Source organism: Thalassobaculum sp. (genome assembly GCF_040219215.1).
In the GTDB taxonomy this organism is placed as follows: domain Bacteria; phylum Pseudomonadota; class Alphaproteobacteria; order Thalassobaculales; family Thalassobaculaceae; genus Thalassobaculum_A.
Window position 1 is genome coordinate 144,320 of sequence record NZ_JAVJSX010000033.1, and the last position, 15,433, is coordinate 159,752.

Below are 15,433 nucleotides of genomic sequence, written 5' to 3' on the forward strand. Positions count from 1 at the left end.
ACCAACCCGGAGGAATTTGATGACCATCCAGAAGATCGGCGTGTGCGGCGCCGGCATGATGGGCTCGGAGATCGCGCTGGTGTTTGCGCTCGCCGACCGGAAAGTCCGCCTGATGGACACCGACAAGGCGTTCGTCGACAAGGCGATGAAGAAACTGGAAGCGACGCTGGATTCCGGCATCGGCCGCGGCTTCTACACCGAGGCCGACAAGCCGCGCGCGCTGGCCAACATCGAGACCTCGACCGACGTTTCCAGCTTCGGCGACGTCGACATGGTGATCGAGGCGGTGACCGAGGATCAGGCGGTTAAGGCCAAGGTCTACAAGGACCTGGACGCCGTGCTGAAGCCGGACGCGATCATCGCGTCGAACACCTCGTCGATCTCGATCTCGGTGCTGGCGTCGAACTTCTCTGAGGCCCGGCAGAAGAACTTCCTCGGCCTGCACTTTTTCTCGCCGGTCACCCGTATGAAGCTGGTCGAAGTGATTTCCGGCTTCGACAGCGACCCCGAGGTCGTGAAGGCCGCCACCCAGGCCTGCGAGGACGTCGGCAAGAGCCCGATCCAGGTGAAGGATGTGGTCGGCTTCGCGGTCAACCGCATCCTGTTCGCCATGTGGGACGAGGCGATCCGCCTGGTCGAGGAAGGTGCCTGTACGCCGGAGGACATCGACACCGGCTGCAAGCTCGGCCTCGGACACCCGGTCGGCCCGTTCGAGCTGATGGACAACATCACGCTCGACCTGACGCTCAAGGTGTCGCAGATCCTGGAGGACGCCTACGGCGACCGCATGCACACCCGGCCGACCATCAAGCAACTGCACGCCGCCGGCCGCCTCGGCCGCCGCTACGGCCGCGGCTGGTACCGCTACGACGACAAGGGCAAGCGGGTCGGCTGATCCCAGTATGGTGGGCGCCGGGTTCGTTGTACTCTGATGCGTCGGGACGGAGCGGTCGTTCGACCGCCATCACCGGTCCCGTCATTCAGCGAACCCGGAGCTTCACTCGATGATCGACTTCTACACCGCCGGCACCGGAAACGGTCGTCGCCCGGCCCTCATGCTCGAGGAATGCGGCGTTGCCTACACCACCCACCAGCTCGATCTGATGAAGGGCGAAGGGCGCAGCCCGGAGTTCCTCAAGATCAACCCGATTGGCGCGATCCCGGCGATCGTCGACCACGACGGCGGCAAGGACGTTGCGATCGCACAGTCCGGCGCGATCCTGCTGTACCTTGCCGAGAAGACCGGCAAGTTCCTGCCGAAGGACGCTGCCACCAAGGCGGCACACCTGCAGTGGATGCTGTTCGCCTTGACCGACATCGCGCCGACCAGCAGCGCGATCTTCTATTCGTCGACCAAGCTCAAGGACCAAGCCGCCCAGACGTTCTTCGAGGAGCGGCTGCTCGGCTTCCTGGGTCACGCCGACCAGCGGCTGGGCCAGAGCGACTACCTAGCCGGCGAGTACGGCCTGGCCGACATGGCCCTGTACCCGGTCTATGATGGCCGCCGCGCCCTGGTCGAAGCCAAGGGCGGCATGGCGGACCTGAAGCGCTGGGCCGATGCGGTCGGCAGCCGGCCGGCCGTCAAGCGCGCCATGGCCGTCGTCTAAGGCGGGCTTGACGTCCTGCACCCACCACGGCCGCCATTCCCGACGGCCGTGGTGGGGTGCTGATCAATGACTCTCGCGCATCACCGGGGTGCCGGACTTGCCGACCAGGAAGTCAAGGTCAGCGCCCTTGTCGGCTTGGTTGACGGTATCGACGTACAGCTTGGTGTAGCCGCGGTCGTAGCCGTTGCTGAACGCCGGGCTGGCGGCGCGGCGCTTCTCAAGTTCCGCGTCCGACACGTCCAGGTGCAGGCGGCGCTTCGGCACGTCGAGTTCGATCATGTCGCCGGAACGCACCAGCGCCAGGGTGCCGCCGGCCGCCGCTTCCGGCGCACCGTGCAGGATCACCGTGCCGTAGGCGGTGCCGGACATGCGGGCGTCGGACACCCGGATCATGTCGGTGATGCCCTTGCGCAGGACCTTCGGGGGCAGCCCCATGTTGCCGACCTCGGCCATGCCCGGATAGCCCTTCGGGCCGCAGTTCTTGAGCACCATGATGCAGGTCTCGTCGATGTCGAGGCTCTCGTCGTCGATCCGCGCCTTGTAGTCCTCGATGTCCTCGAACACGACCGCCCGGCCCTTGTGGACCAGCAGTTCCGGGGTCGCCGCCGACGGCTTCAGCACCGAGCCGTTCGGGAACAGGTTGCCGCGCAGCACCGCGATGCCGCCGTTCGGCTTGAACGGCTCGCCCAGCGGGAAGATCACGTCGCGGTTCCAGCACGGCGCGTCCTTGACGTTCTCCCAGATGGTCTTGCCGTTGGCGGTAATGGCGTCCTTGTTCAGGAAGTCGCCGATCTCGCGCAGGATCGCCGGCAGGCCGCCCGCGTAGTAGAAGTCCTCCATCAGGTGCTCGCCCGACGGCATCAGGTTCAGCAGGCACGGCACGTCGCGGCCCAGCCGGTCCCAGTCGTCCAGATCGAGTTCGACACCGACCCGCCCGGCGATCGCCTGCAGGTGCACCACCGCGTTGGTCGACCCGCCGATCGCGCCGTTGGTGACGATGGCGTTCTCGAACGCCTGCTTGGTCAGGATCTTGGACAGCTTCAGGTCCTCGATCACCATCTCGACCGCCCGCATGCCGGACATGTGCGCCAGCACATAGCGGCGGGAGTCGACCGCCGGGATCGCGGCGTTGCCCGGCAGCGCCATGCCCAGCGACTCGGCCATCGACGCCATTGTCGACGCGGTGCCCATTGTCATGCAGTGACCGGCCGAGCGCGAGTTGTCGGCCTCCGCACTCATGAAGTCCTCGATGGTCATCTGACCGCCGCGGACCGCTTCCGAGAACTTCCAGATGTGGGTGCCGGACCCGATCTTCTCGTTCTTGTAGCGGCCGTTCAGCATCGGCCCGCCGGACACGCAGATCGTCGGCAGGTCGCAGCTGGCCGCGCCCATCAGCAGGGCGGGGGTGGTCTTGTCGCAGCCGACCAGCAGCACCACGCCGTCCATCGGCAGGCCACGGATCGCCTCCTCGACGTCCATCGAGGCCAGGTTGCGGTACAGCATGGCAGTCGGCCGCAACTGGCTCTCGGAGTTCGAGAACACCGGGAACTCGACCGGGAAGCCGCCGGCCTCGTAGATGCCGCGCTTCACGTGCTCGGCGATCTTGCGGAAATGCGCGTTGCAGGGGTTGAACTCGCTGAACGTGTTGGCGATGCCGATCACCGGACGGCCGTCGAACAGGTGAGCCGGAAAGCCCTGGTTCTTCATCCAGGAGCGGTGCGCGAACCCGTCCTTGTCCGTCTTGCCCCACCATTGCGAGGAACGGCGTTTGCCCTTCATGGGATCGTGACGGTCGGTCATGGTCGGTTTCCTCCGGGAGACGGTCGCTGGCGCGGCTTCGTGACGGGAATTGGCATGTAGTCATACGACTTAGGGCCGCAGCCTGCCCCCGACGCCCCGGCCGGTCAAGGCAGCCTGTAGGCCGCACCGATCGAGCGTCATGCGCGTGGCGCAGGGCTGGCATTGCGTTAATGTCAGTGGCGCAACCTGACGCGCCGCCCATCTAAAGCCGTTACGCCCGTACGGATGGCATTCTCCGCCGGCAGATACGGCAACAGAACGGATCAACCGATGACAATCTTGCTGCTGCTCGCCGGCCTGGTCCTGTTGCTGGTGGGTGGCGAGGTGCTGGTCCGCGGCGCCACCTCGATCGCCGAACGGCTCGGCATGCCGCACTTCGTGGTCGGCGTCGTGGTCGTCGGGTTCGGGACCTCAATGCCGGAACTGGTTACCAGCGTCGAAGCGGCCCTGGTCGGTGCGCCCGGCATCGCGGTCGGAAACGTTGTCGGCTCCAACATCGCGAATATCCTGCTGATCCTCGGCCTGTCGGCCATGCTGGCGCCGATCGCGGTCGACCGCGCCGTGCTGCGGCGCGACGGGGTGATCGCGCTCGCCGCGGCGGTGGCCTGCCTCGTCCTGGCGGCCCTTGACGGGATCGACCGACTGACCGGCGCGCTGCTGGTCGCCGGTCTGGTGGCCTACATTTACGTGACCATCCGGCATCCGGCCTGCGCGGAGTGCCCGGCCGCCGAGGAGGCGGCTCCCCAGACCAACATCCTGCTGGCGATCTTCCTGACGGTTGCCGGGCTCGCCGTTCTGATCTGCGGTGCGGACCTGCTGGTCGACGCGGCCATCGCGCTGGCACGCACCTCAGGCGTTTCGGAATCGGTGATCGGCCTGACCGTGGTGGCGATCGGGACCTCCCTGCCCGAGCTGGCGACGTCGGTGATCGCCGCGGTGCGCCGTCAGGCCGACATCGCGCTCGGCAACATCCTCGGCAGCAACATCTACAACGTGCTGGGCATCCTCGGCACCACCGCCCTGGTCAAGCCGGTCCCGATGCCGGACGACATCGCGTCCACCGATGTGTGGGTGATGGTCTCGGCAACCCTGCTGCTGCTGGTGTTCGCGACGACCGGCCGGCAGATCTGCCGGCTCGAGGGCGTCAGCTTCGTTGCCCTGTACGGCGGCTATATCGGCTGGCTGGCGCTGGCCTGAAGGCCGCGGAGAGACTGACGGAAACGGGGCCGTCCAACGCCGTCATCCCGGACAGGCTTCAGCCCGATCCAGAATTCACGGCGCGAAACGTCAGACCAGCGACGACCGAACGATCCCGGAAACCTTGGAGAAGTCCATACGCCCGGGATACCGCTCCTTCAGGGCGGCCATGGTCCGGCCCATGTCCTTCAGGTCGGCGGCACCGATTTCCTTTATCGTCGTCTTCACCGCCGTCTCCAGCTCGTCGCCTTCGATCGGCGTCGGCATGAAGCGGCGGATGACGTCGATTTCCTCCTGCTCCTGCTCGGCGAGCTCGCAGCGCCCGCCCTGCTCGTAGAGCCGGATCGATTCCTGGCGCTGCTTGATCATGGTCTGCAGCATCGACAGGATCTCGTCCTCGCCAACGCCCTCCGTGTTGCCTTTGTCACGAACCGCGATGTCGCGGTCCTTCAAGGCAGCAAGGATCAGACGCACTGTAGCGAGCGCGCGAGTGTCCTTCGCGCGCATCGCGTCTTTCATCGCAGCGGTAAGCTGTTCGCGCAACATAGCCGGTTCTCCCCAAGGACCGAAGCCGTCGCCCGTCCCCCGCCTCTGGTGGCGGATGCCGGACATTACAGGATCGCTTCAGACCATGCAAACAAGGCAGATGAATGCAACATATTGATTTTGCTGCATTCTCGCAGATTCTTCCAGCTTGACGCCGGGCGGCCTTTCGCCTATCAACCGGCCAATTTGCCCGTTCGCAGTAGGATTTCAAGCCCAGCGCACCCGCCGGGCCCCCCACGCGCGCGCGGCATCCGCCCGACCGGAGCCTGCCCATGTCCGACCCTTCCGCGCCCGCCACTCCACCGCCCGGCGCCACCGGCGCCCTCGTGCTCTCCGACGGCACGGTCTTCTGGGGGCGAGGGTTCGGAGCCGCGGTCACCCGCGTCGGCGAGGTCTGCTTCAACACCTCGATGAGCGGCTACCAGGAAATCCTGACCGATCCTTCCTATGCTGGCCAGATCATCACCTTCACGTTCCCTCATATAGGCAATGTCGGCGCCAATCCAAACGACCTGGAGAGCACCACGCCGGCCTCGCTCGGCTGCGTGCTGCGCGCCGACGTCACCGACCCGTCGAACTACCGCTCGCAGCGCCACCTGGACGACTGGTTGAAATCGGTCGACCTGCCGGGCCTGTCCGGCATCGACACCCGGCGCCTGACCCGGCGGATCCGCGACCTCGGCGCCCCGGTCGGCGTGCTGTGCCACGCCCCCGACGGTAGGATCGATGTCGCGGCACTACAGGCGATGGCCGCCGACTGGCCGGGGCTGGAAGGAATGGACCTCGCCAAGACGGTGTCCTGCACCCAGACCTACGCCTGGGACGAGACGTTGTGGGAGTTCGCCGACGACGGCCGCAGCGACCGGTTCGGCACGCTTGCGGAACCACGCTTCCATGTGGTCGCCGTCGACTACGGCGCCAAGCGCAACATCCTGCGCAATCTTGCCTCCCAGGGCTGCCGGGTGACCGTGGTGCCGGCCAGCAGCACCGCCGACGTGATCCTCGGCCACAACCCGGACGGCGTGTTCCTGGCGAACGGTCCGGGCGACCCGGCTGCGACCGGCGTGTACGCGGTGCCGGAACTGCGCCGGCTGGTCGACAGCGGCAAGCCGCTGTTCGGCATCTGCCTCGGCCACCAGATGCTGGCCCTGGCCTTGGGCGCCAAGACCGAGAAGATGCATATGGGCCATCGCGGTGCCAACCACCCGGTCAAGGACCTGGAAACCGGCAAGGTCGAAATCACCAGCCAGAACCACGGCTTCGTGATCGCCGAGGGCTCGCTGCCCGACGGCGTGACCGTGACCCACCGCTCGCTGTTCGACGGCTCGATCGAAGGCCTGAAGGTCGACGGCAAGCCGGTGTTCTCCGTGCAGTACCACCCGGAGGCCTCGCCGGGGCCGATGGACAGCCACTACTTGTTCGCCCGTTTCCGGGAGTTGATGGAACGCAATGCCTAAACGCACCGACATCCAGAGCATCCTGATCGTCGGCGCCGGGCCGATCGTCATCGGCCAGGCCTGCGAGTTCGACTACTCCGGGACCCAGGCGTGCAAAGCGCTGCGCGAGGAGGGCTACCGGGTCATCCTGGTGAACTCCAACCCCGCCACGATCATGACCGATCCGGGCACGGCGGACGCCACCTACATCGAGCCGATCACCCCGGAGATGGTCCGCCGGGTGATCGAGCGCGAGCGTCCCGACGCCCTGCTGCCGACCATGGGTGGGCAGACCGCGCTGAACACCGCCCGTGCCCTGGCCCGCGACGGCACGCTGGAGGAATTCGGGGTCAAGCTGATCGGCGCCGATCTGGCCGCCATCGAGAAGGCCGAGGACCGCCAGCAGTTCCGGGTCGCCATGGACGCGATCGGGCTCGACACCCCGCGCTCGCGGATGATCGGCAAGTTCGAGGAGGCGGCCGAAGCGCTCGACCATGTCGGGCTGCCGGCGATCATCCGGCCGTCCTATACCCTGGGCGGCCAGGGCGGCGGCATCGCCTACAACCGCGAGGAATACGAGCAGATCGTCCAGAACGGCCTGCGGCTATCGCCGGTCAACGAGGTGCTGATCGAGGAATCGGTCCTCGGCTGGAAGGAATTCGAGATGGAGGTGATCCGCGACCGCGCGGACAACTGCATCATCGTCTGCTCGATCGAGAACATCGACCCGATGGGCATCCACACCGGCGACTCGATGACCGTGGCGCCGGCGCTGACCCTGACCGACAAAGAATACCAACGCATGCGCAACGCCTCGATCGCGGTGCTGCGTGAGATCGGCGTCGAGACCGGCGGCTCGAACGTGCAGTTCGCGGTCGACCCGGCGACCGGCCGGCAGATCGTCATCGAGATGAACCCGCGAGTGTCGCGCTCCTCGGCGCTGGCGTCGAAGGCCACCGGCTTCCCGATCGCCAAGATCGCCGCCAAGCTGGCGGTCGGCTACACCCTGGACGAACTCGACAACGACATCACCAAGGTGACGCCGGCCAGCTTCGAGCCCACGATCGACTACGTCGTCACCAAGATCCCGCGCTTCACCTTCGAGAAGTTCGCCGGCGCCGACGCCCGGCTGACCACCTCGATGAAGTCGGTCGGCGAGGCGATGGCGATCGGCCGGACCTTCGAGGAATCGCTACAGAAGGCGCTGCGCAGCCTGGAGACCGGCCTGTCCGGCCTCGACCCGATCGACCTGCCCGGCACCGAGGGCGGCGAAATCGACCGGCAGCGGATCATCTCGGCGCTGAGCGAGCCGACCGCCGACCGCCTGCTGAAGGTGGCCCAGGCGCTGCGCGTCGGCCTCTCTGTGGAGGAAGTGCACGCCGCCTGCCGGATCGACCCCTGGTTCCTGGAACGCATCAAGGCGATCGTCGAAGCCGAAGCGCGGCTGGCGGCCGACGGCCTGCCCACCGACCCTGCCGGCTGGCTGGCCGCCAAGGCGATGGGCTTCTCCGACGCCCGGCTCGGCCAGATTACCGCGCATGAGGAGGACGTCGTCTCGGCGCGCCGCCGCAGTGCAGGGGTGCGCCCGGTCTACAAGCGCATCGACACCTGCGCCGGCGAGATCCCATCCGACACCCCGTACATGTACTCGACCTACGAGACTGGTATGTCCGGCCCGGACGGCACGCTGGCGGCCGACAACGAGGCCGAGCCGACCGACCGCCGCAAGATCGTGATCCTCGGCGGCGGACCGAACCGGATCGGCCAGGGCATCGAGTTCGACTACTGCTGCGTCCACGCCGCCTACGCCCTGTCGGACGCCGGGTTCGAGACCATCATGGTCAACTGCAACCCGGAAACCGTCTCGACCGACTACGACACCTCCGACCGGCTGTACTTCGAGCCGCTGACCACCGAGGACGTGATCGAACTGGTCGAAGGCGAACGTTCGAACGGCGAGGTTCTAGGCGTCATCGTGCAGTTCGGCGGGCAGACCCCGCTGAAGCTGGCGGCAGCGCTTGAAAAGGCGCAGATCCCGATCCTCGGCACCTCGCCGGACGCGATCGATCTGGCGGAGGACCGCGAGCGCTTCCAGAAACTGCTGCACAAGCTGAAGCTGCGCCAGCCGGAGAACGGCACCGCCACCTCGATCGAGCAGGCCGAAAAGGTTGCCGACACCATCGGCTACCCGGTGGTGATCCGCCCCTCCTACGTGCTCGGCGGGCGTGCCATGGAGATCGTCCACGACATCGAGGGCCTGCGCCGCTACATGAGCAACGCTGTCGTGGTCTCCGGCAAGAACCCGGTGCTGATCGACAGCTTCCTGCGCAGCGCGACTGAGATCGACGTCGACGCGGTCTGCGACGGCACCGACGTGTTCATTGCCGGCGTCATGGAACACATCGAGGAAGCCGGGATCCATTCCGGTGACAGCGCCTGTTCGCTGCCGCCGGTATCATTGCCGGACCCGATCATCACCGAGGTCAAGCGCCAGACCACCATGCTCGCCCACGGATTGGGCGTGGTCGGGCTGATGAACGTGCAGTTCGCGGTCAAGGACGGCGAGGTGTTCATCCTCGAGGTCAATCCGCGCGCCAGCCGCACCGTGCCGTTCGTCGCCAAGGCCACCGGCGCGCCGATTGCCAAGATCGCCGCCCGCGTGATGGCCGGCGAGAAACTGACGGCTTTCGACCTGCCGGAGCAGAAGCTCGGCCACGTCGCGGTCAAGGAAGCGGTATTCCCATTCGCCCGCTTCCCCGGCACCGACATCATCCTCGGCCCCGAGATGCGCTCGACCGGCGAGGTCATGGGCATCGACAGGACCTTCGACCGGGCCTTCGCCAAGTCGCAGCTCGGCGCCGGCGTGGTGCTGCCGTCGCACGGTGCCGTATTCGTGTCGGTCCGCGATGCCGACAAGGCGGCGATCGTCCGTATTGCCGGCGATCTGCACCGTATCGGCTTCACCTTGATGGCCACCGCCGGCACCGCCGACGCACTGGATGCGCAGTCAATTCCTTCGCATCGCGTGAAGAAAGTGCTCGAGGGACGGCCGCACATTGTGGACAACATGCTGTCCGGTCATGTCGATCTGGTGATCAACACCACCGAGGGTGCGCAAGCCATACGAGACAGTTTCAGCTTGCGCCATACCGCGCTGACCCACAATATTCCCTACTATACGACCGTCGAAGGCGCTCGCGCGGCGGTTCGAGCGATCGAGGCGATGAAGGCCGGGCGCCTTGAAGTGGCTCCCCTGCAGTCCTACTTGTCCGGATCGTTCTGACGGACGCGGCACGGGCGGGGGACCATAGCGGTTTCCCTACATAGCCGGTTGGTTGCGGCGCCCGGGACGGACGGTTTGGATTTTTGCGGGTTAATGGACAGCGTGGGCCGATGGACAAGGTTCCTATTACAGCGATCGGGTTTCAGCGTCTTCAGGACGAGTTGAGGCAGCTCAAATCGGTTGAACGACCGGCCGTCATCAAGGCGATCGCCGAGGCGCGCGAGCATGGCGACCTGTCGGAAAACGCCGAGTATCACGCTGCGCGCGACCGCCAGTCCTTCATTGAAGGCCGGGTCGCCGAGCTTGAGGATGTCATCAGCCGATGCGAAGTCATCGACATCAAGAAACTGACCGGCGACACCGTGACCTTCGGCGTGACCGTCGAAGTCGCCGATGAGGATACCGACGAAGAGACCAAGTACACGATCGTCGGTCCCTACGAAGCGGATCTGTCGAAGGGCATGATCTCGACCGCCTCGCCGATCGCGCGCGCACTGATCGGCAAGCGCGTCGGCGATTCCGTCGAGGTGGCGACGCCGCGCGGCGCGAAAAGCCTGGAGATCCTGTCGATCGCTATTCAGTAAGCCCGTTCAAACGGTTCAGGGATGGCGGAGCTCCCGGGCGCGCCATCCCTTTTCGTTCGTCGAGACCTCCATCAGGCTTCGACGTCGTCGTCCTCGTCGTCGGGTTCCTCGTCGATCGGGACACCGGGCAACCGCTTTCGGGTGCGGATCACCAAAACGGTCTTCACGTTGGAAACCAGGGGCGCCGACGTCAGGCGGCTGGTCAGGAAGCGCTGGAAGGCATCCCAGTCACGGGCGACGATCTTCAGCAGGAAGTCCGCCTCGCCCATCAGCATGTGGCACTCACGGACTTCCGGCCAATCGCCGACCATCTTCTCGAACCGGGCAAGATCGGCTTCGGCCTGGCTGGTCAGACCGACATGGGCGTAGATCGTGACCGAGAAGCCGAGCATTTCCGGTGCGATGTCGGCGTGGTATCCCCGGATGTAGCCGGCCTCCTCCAGCGCCCGCACCCGTCGCAGGCAGGGAGGGGCCGAAATACCGGCCCGGCTCGCCAGTTCGACGTTGGTCATCCGGCCGTCGTCTTGGAGATCGCGCAGAATGCGGCGATCGATCCGGTCCAATTTCACGCGACGCATCGCGCGGCTCCCTGTCGGTGATGGGGGATGGCGCGGTACGGCGCCGGAGAAATCAACATAGGTTCACCATGGTTTCGACGCAAGATTATTACGTGATCGTGATATAAATGTCCGAGAATCCCGCCGAGTCGGTGCCTGTCGCGGCCGCTGCCGAACCCCATCAGCCGATCACCTGGATCCTCACCGACGGCACCGTCGGCATGCGAATCCAGTGCCTGGGGCTGGCCAAGGCCGCCGGTCTGATGCCGATCATCAAGCGCATCCACCCGAGCCTGTTGCTGCGGGCGCTGCCGGTACTCGGCGCGGTTCCAGGCATCCCCGCATCCGCCGGCGGCGATCCGATGGTGGAACCCTGGCCCGACGTGGTGATCTCCTGCGGTCGCCGCACCGCCGGTGCGGCAATCGCGGTCAAGCGGTTGTCGGGCGGCCGTACCTTCCTGGCGCACATCCAGGACCCGCGGCTTGATCCGCGACGGTTCGACCTGCTGGTGGTGCCGGAGCACGATCCGACCCGGGGGCCGAACGTCGTGACAACTCTCGGCGCCCTCAATCCGCACGACCCCGCCATCCTGGCCGACGCCGCCCGGCAATGGGAGATCGAGGTCGCCGGCCTGCCGCGCCCCTACGTGGCCGTAATGGTCGGCGGCAGCAACAAGCGCTATGACTTCTCGGCCGACGCCGTTGCCCGGTTCGTCGAGCAGTTGCGGCAGGTGGCGAACGACGGCGCCGGCCTGCTGGTCGCAACCTCGCGGCGCACCGATGCCGCCACTCGTATTGCGCTGAAGGATGGACTGGCGGACGTTCCGGCAATCGTCTGGAACGGCGCCGGAGAAAACCCCTATCTCGGTTTTCTTGCGTTGGCCGACGCCCTGGTCGTCACCTCGGATTCCGTGAACATGGCGTCGGAGGCCTGCGCTACCGGCAAGCCGGTTCACGTGGCGACCGTCGAGGCGGAGAACGGCCGGCTGGCGTCCTTCCACGAACGCCTGCGGACCGCAGGCCATACCCGCGTTTTCGAGGGGCGGATCGAGACCTGGTCGCACACGCCGCTGGACGAAACCCCGCGGGTCGGCGCGCTGCTGCGCCAACGCCTGCTGGACGCCGGCATCGTCCACGCCTGACCGGTTGCCGCACCGCGTTGCCCGGACCGCGCCGGTCGGGTATGCATCCTCACCGATCCCATCGACCGCAGCCGGACGCGCGCCATGGCCCTCAAGATCGACACCTTCTCGAACCAGGTCGGCGGTTTCAGCTTCTTCAAGGCGGTCGGGCACCCGCTCACAGCCGAGGCAATCGACGCGCTGCTCGGCCGGCTGGCAGCGGCGGGGCCGGTCGCATTGTACGACCCGATGGGCCATCTCGGCACCCTGGCTGAGTTGCACGACCTGTCCACGCTGACGATCAGCGACGTGTTCGTGCAGGCGGTGGAGCGGATCGGCGAGGACATCCTGGGACACACCGCCCGGCCGGTGACCGAACTGGCCGCCACCACGGCCGGAACGGTGCTGATCGCCGGGTTCGACGCCGGCCGCGCCGCCGACCACGTCCGGCACCTGTTGCCGGCGGGCGTGGAACTGCTCACCCTCGACGCAGTCCGGCTGCCGGACGCCCTTCTGACCAACCCGCGCAAGTATCTGGACCCGCTGAACTTCGCCACCAACCACGCCTTCCTGCGCGACCAGGACGGCCGGCACACCCGGCTGGTCACAGCCAACTATTGGACCGGCTACGGGGCCAAGGGGCTCCGGCTGTGGATGCGGCTGTTCGACACCGACGGCGGCGTGCTGGCGACCTGGGAGCAGTCCCTGGACGACGGGGTGTCCGGGATCGTGCTCGACAGCGCGGAGATCCGCCAGCGCTTCGGCCTGGACGCGTTCGCCGGCACCCTGTTCATCCATGCCATCGGTGCGCGCGGCCACGACGTCGTCAAGTACGCGGTCGACACCTACGGCGACGACGGGGACGAGTTGTCCTGCACCCACGACGCCAACGCCTGGCCGGCCGATCTGTATGCCGGGTTGCCGGCCGCGAAGGACGGCGAACGGGTGACCCTGTGGCTGCAGAACGCCCATCCGACCCCCGTGCCGGCGGGCGCCATCGGCCTGAACCGCATGGGAAGCGACGTGGTCCGACCGTTCGACACCGCGATCCCCGGCTTCGGCTGCCGGGCGCTGGATCCGGCGATACTGTTCCCGGACGAGCGCTGGCCGGCCCAGTTCGAGTTGCAGGCCGGCAAGCACGTGGTGCGTCCGCGCTATGAGGTGCAGGCCGGCAACCGCCGCAACCGCATCGCCCACGTCAACGTCGAGCGGGTCGACCTGAAGGCCGACCCCAAGATCGCCGAGGCGTCACGGCACCTGGGCAAGGGCTGGATCCTGCCGGCTCCGATCCTACCGTTGGCCCGCTACCGCTCCCACGCCCTGCCGACTCCGATGTCGACGGCCCAGGTCCGCCTGCCGGTCCAGGCGGTGATCTACGACGCCGACGGCGCCGAGGCCGCCCGCCACCGCTTCGGCGTGCTGGCTCGCTGCGACAGCGTGGCGGTCGAAGCCGGCGAGATCCTGAATGGCGCGTCCCTGCCGTCCGGCTACGGCCACATGGAACTGATCTACGACTTCGAGGCCGGCGCCGACGATGCGGCCGACGGCTGGTTGCACGGCCTGTTCCGCTACGAGGACCGCGAGACCGGCCACGCCGCCGACACCAGCTTCGGCGCCCACGTGTTCAACGGCCTGCTGACTTTCCGGGGCGAGCCGCAGAGCTATGGCGGCCCGCCACCCGGCCTGTCGACCCGCCTGTTCTTGCGGCTTGGCCATGATCTCGACGCGGTCGACACCCTGTGCCACCTGATTTACCCGGCCTCGACGCCCTGGCACGCGGCATCGTCGACCGAATTGGCGCTGACCGGGGCCAACGGCTCCGAGATCGCCCACACCCCGCTGGCCATTCCGTGTGGCGGGTCCCGGCTGTGGCGGGCGTCCGAGATGTTCGAGAAGCGCGATCTCGACCGGGCCAGGGGCGGCGGCTATGTGCTGATCAGAGACACCACCTGCCGGCTGTTCGGCTATCACGGCCTGATCCGCGACGGAGTGGCGTTCTCGCTGGATCACATGTTCGGGTTCTGACCGACCCTCGGAGTCGCCGCCGAACCCGCCCCCGCGGGCAACGCCGCAGCGGCACTCGGCCATCACCGACTCGGCACGATTGCAGCGATGCCGCAAACCGGCACGCAACCGGTTGAGACCGCCGTCCAGGCTCCCTATGTTGGGCGCATCCTGAAGAGTGGAGAAGTCGATGGCCGAGCATCGCGTGAAGGTATTGATTATCGGCGCGGGTGCCGCCGGACTGACCGCCGGCATCTACGCCGCGCGCGCCAACCTTTCACCGATGCTGGTGGCCGGACTCCAGCCGGGCGGCCAGATGACCATCACCTCCGACGTGGAAAACTACCCGGGCTTCGCCGACGTCATCCAGGGCCCGTGGCTCATGGAGCAGATGCAGAAGCAGGCCGAGCATGTCGGCACCCAGATCGTCAATGACGTGATCGTCGACGTCGACCTGACGTCCCGGCCGATGCGCTGCGTCGGCGACAACGGCGACATCTACTTCGCCGACGCGGTGATCGTTGCGACCGGCGCCCAGGCGCGCTGGCTGGGCCTGCCGAGCGAGCAGCAGTTCAACGGCCGCGGCGTCTCCGCCTGCGCCACCTGCGACGGCTTCTTCTACCGCAACAAGGACGTGGTGGTGGTCGGCGGCGGCAACACCGCGGTGGAGGAGGCCCTGTACCTCGCCAACATCTGCAGTTCCGTCACGCTGGTCCACCGGCGCGACACGCTGCGGGCCGAGAAGATCATGCAGGACCGGCTGTTCCGGCACCCGAAGATCCGGGTGATCTGGGACCATGTGGTCGACGAAGTGCTGGGTGGCGAAGGGCAGTTCGCCGGCGTGGAAGCCGTCCGCATCAAGAACGTCCACACCGCCGACACCACGGTCATCCCGGCCGAGGGCATGTTCGTCGCGATCGGCCACGATCCGGCGACCAAGCCGTTCCGCGGGCATCTGCCAGTCGACGAGGAAGGCTATCTGATCGTCGAGCCCGGCTCGACCCGCACAACGGTGCCGGGCGTGTTCGCCGCCGGCGACTGCGTCGACAAGGTGTACCGGCAGGCCGTAACCGCCGCCGGCATGGGATGCATGGCCGCACTCGAGGCCGAACGCTACTGGTCGGAAATCGCCGACTCCACCCAGGCCGCGGCCGCCGAGTGAGCCGGTTGCGTGGACGCAAGGGTTAACCCGGCGGCCTCTCTCCTGTAGAGATAAACGGGCGCAGCGCTGCGGCGCGCGAGGACCGGCGCGCGGGTCATGGACTGGGACAAGCTGCGGGGATTACATGCGGTCGCGG

Annotated in this window: 12 protein-coding genes; 9 read left to right on the forward strand and 3 right to left on the reverse strand. The window is 66.9% G+C overall.

The annotated features are described in order from the left end of the window. Nucleotides 1-19 precede the first annotated feature (19 nt). Together RIC54_RS22745 and RIC54_RS22750 are read left to right on the forward strand one after the other, a co-directional pair. Nucleotides 20-895 carry a 3-hydroxyacyl-CoA dehydrogenase family protein gene (locus RIC54_RS22745; RefSeq protein ID WP_350096906.1) on the forward strand — a complete coding sequence of 292 codons (876 nt, stop codon included), beginning with the start codon at nt 20-22 and terminating at the stop codon, nt 893-895. A 109-nt stretch (nt 896-1,004) separates the two neighbouring features. After that, a complete protein-coding gene (locus tag RIC54_RS22750; protein ID WP_350151445.1) occupies nt 1,005-1,607 on the forward strand; it encodes a glutathione S-transferase family protein in 603 nt (200 codons plus the stop codon). Between the two features lie 63 nt (nt 1,608-1,670). On the opposite strand, the gene RIC54_RS22755 is transcribed toward RIC54_RS22750, so the two are convergent. Continuing rightward, nucleotides 1,671-3,407, reverse strand: a complete 1,737-nt coding sequence (locus RIC54_RS22755; RefSeq protein ID WP_350096910.1) for an IlvD/Edd family dehydratase — start codon at nt 3,405-3,407, stop codon at nt 1,671-1,673. 270 nt (nt 3,408-3,677) lie between these two features. Here RIC54_RS22755 and RIC54_RS22760 point away from each other — a divergent pair, with 270 nt between their 5' ends. Next, nucleotides 3,678-4,604, forward strand: a complete 927-nt coding sequence (locus tag RIC54_RS22760; RefSeq protein ID WP_350096912.1) for a calcium/sodium antiporter — start codon at nt 3,678-3,680, stop codon at nt 4,602-4,604. Between the two features lie 90 nt (nt 4,605-4,694). Here the strand turns inward: RIC54_RS22760 and RIC54_RS22765 are convergent, their stop codons facing one another. Next, entirely contained in the window at nt 4,695-5,150 is a 456-nt protein-coding gene (locus RIC54_RS22765; protein WP_350096914.1) for a GatB/YqeY domain-containing protein, read from the reverse strand. 272 nt (nt 5,151-5,422) lie between these two features. Between RIC54_RS22765 and carA the strand changes: the two genes are divergently transcribed. The 3 genes from carA (at nt 5,423) to greA (ending at nt 10,453) form a co-directional block, all read left to right on the forward strand. Beyond that, nucleotides 5,423-6,607, forward strand: a complete 1,185-nt coding sequence (carA, locus tag RIC54_RS22770) for a glutamine-hydrolyzing carbamoyl-phosphate synthase small subunit (RefSeq protein WP_350151447.1) — start codon at nt 5,423-5,425, stop codon at nt 6,605-6,607. Further along, the gene (gene carB / locus RIC54_RS22775; RefSeq protein ID WP_350096918.1) at nt 6,600-9,869 is read left to right on the forward strand and encodes a carbamoyl-phosphate synthase large subunit; all 3,270 of its coding nucleotides are present in this window, start codon (nt 6,600-6,602) and stop codon (nt 9,867-9,869) included. Before carA ends, carB begins: the two co-directional genes overlap by 8 nt. A gap of 110 nt (nt 9,870-9,979) precedes the next feature. Next, on the forward strand, nt 9,980-10,453 hold the full coding sequence (gene greA / locus RIC54_RS22780) for a transcription elongation factor GreA (protein ID WP_007672909.1): 474 nt from the start codon (nt 9,980-9,982) through the stop codon (nt 10,451-10,453). A gap of 71 nt (nt 10,454-10,524) precedes the next feature. Here the strand turns inward: greA and RIC54_RS22785 are convergent, their stop codons facing one another. After that, the gene (locus RIC54_RS22785) at nt 10,525-11,031 is read right to left on the reverse strand and encodes an Lrp/AsnC family transcriptional regulator (protein ID WP_350151449.1); all 507 of its coding nucleotides are present in this window, start codon (nt 11,029-11,031) and stop codon (nt 10,525-10,527) included. Nucleotides 11,032-11,138: 107 nt separating this feature from the next. Between RIC54_RS22785 and RIC54_RS22790 the strand changes: the two genes are divergently transcribed. From RIC54_RS22790 to trxB, 3 genes are all read left to right on the forward strand, one after another. Next, entirely contained in the window at nt 11,139-12,152 is a 1,014-nt protein-coding gene (locus RIC54_RS22790; protein ID WP_350096923.1) for a mitochondrial fission ELM1 family protein, read from the forward strand. A gap of 84 nt (nt 12,153-12,236) precedes the next feature. Further along, nucleotides 12,237-14,156 (forward strand): hypothetical protein, encoded by a 1,920-nt coding sequence (locus RIC54_RS22795; RefSeq protein ID WP_350096925.1) that lies wholly within the window; start codon nt 12,237-12,239, stop codon nt 14,154-14,156. Between the two features lie 169 nt (nt 14,157-14,325). Beyond that, nucleotides 14,326-15,297 (forward strand): thioredoxin-disulfide reductase, encoded by a 972-nt coding sequence (gene trxB, locus RIC54_RS22800; protein ID WP_350096927.1) that lies wholly within the window; start codon nt 14,326-14,328, stop codon nt 15,295-15,297. The last annotated feature ends 136 nt before the right edge of the window (nt 15,298-15,433 follow it).

What these genes read in the sequence shown, in the direction of transcription:
- carA (WP_350151447.1), top strand. Translation starts at nt 5,423, where the DNA reads ATGTCCGACCCTTCCGCGCCCGCCACTCCACCGCCCGGCGCCACCGGC.
- RIC54_RS22765 (WP_350096914.1), bottom strand. Translation starts at nt 5,150, where the DNA reads ATGTTGCGCGAACAGCTTACCGCTGCGATGAAAGACGCGATGCGCGCG.
- RIC54_RS22750 (WP_350151445.1), top strand. Translation starts at nt 1,005, where the DNA reads ATGATCGACTTCTACACCGCCGGCACCGGAAACGGTCGTCGCCCGGCC.
- RIC54_RS22795 (WP_350096925.1), top strand. Translation starts at nt 12,237, where the DNA reads ATGGCCCTCAAGATCGACACCTTCTCGAACCAGGTCGGCGGTTTCAGC.
- RIC54_RS22790 (WP_350096923.1), top strand. Translation starts at nt 11,139, where the DNA reads ATGTCCGAGAATCCCGCCGAGTCGGTGCCTGTCGCGGCCGCTGCCGAA.
- RIC54_RS22785 (WP_350151449.1), bottom strand. Translation starts at nt 11,031, where the DNA reads ATGCGTCGCGTGAAATTGGACCGGATCGATCGCCGCATTCTGCGCGAT.
- trxB (WP_350096927.1), top strand. Translation starts at nt 14,326, where the DNA reads ATGGCCGAGCATCGCGTGAAGGTATTGATTATCGGCGCGGGTGCCGCC.
- carB (WP_350096918.1), top strand. Translation starts at nt 6,600, where the DNA reads ATGCCTAAACGCACCGACATCCAGAGCATCCTGATCGTCGGCGCCGGG.
- RIC54_RS22745 (WP_350096906.1), top strand. Translation starts at nt 20, where the DNA reads ATGACCATCCAGAAGATCGGCGTGTGCGGCGCCGGCATGATGGGCTCG.
- greA (WP_007672909.1), top strand. Translation starts at nt 9,980, where the DNA reads ATGGACAAGGTTCCTATTACAGCGATCGGGTTTCAGCGTCTTCAGGAC.
- RIC54_RS22760 (WP_350096912.1), top strand. Translation starts at nt 3,678, where the DNA reads ATGACAATCTTGCTGCTGCTCGCCGGCCTGGTCCTGTTGCTGGTGGGT.
- RIC54_RS22755 (WP_350096910.1), bottom strand. Translation starts at nt 3,407, where the DNA reads ATGACCGACCGTCACGATCCCATGAAGGGCAAACGCCGTTCCTCGCAA.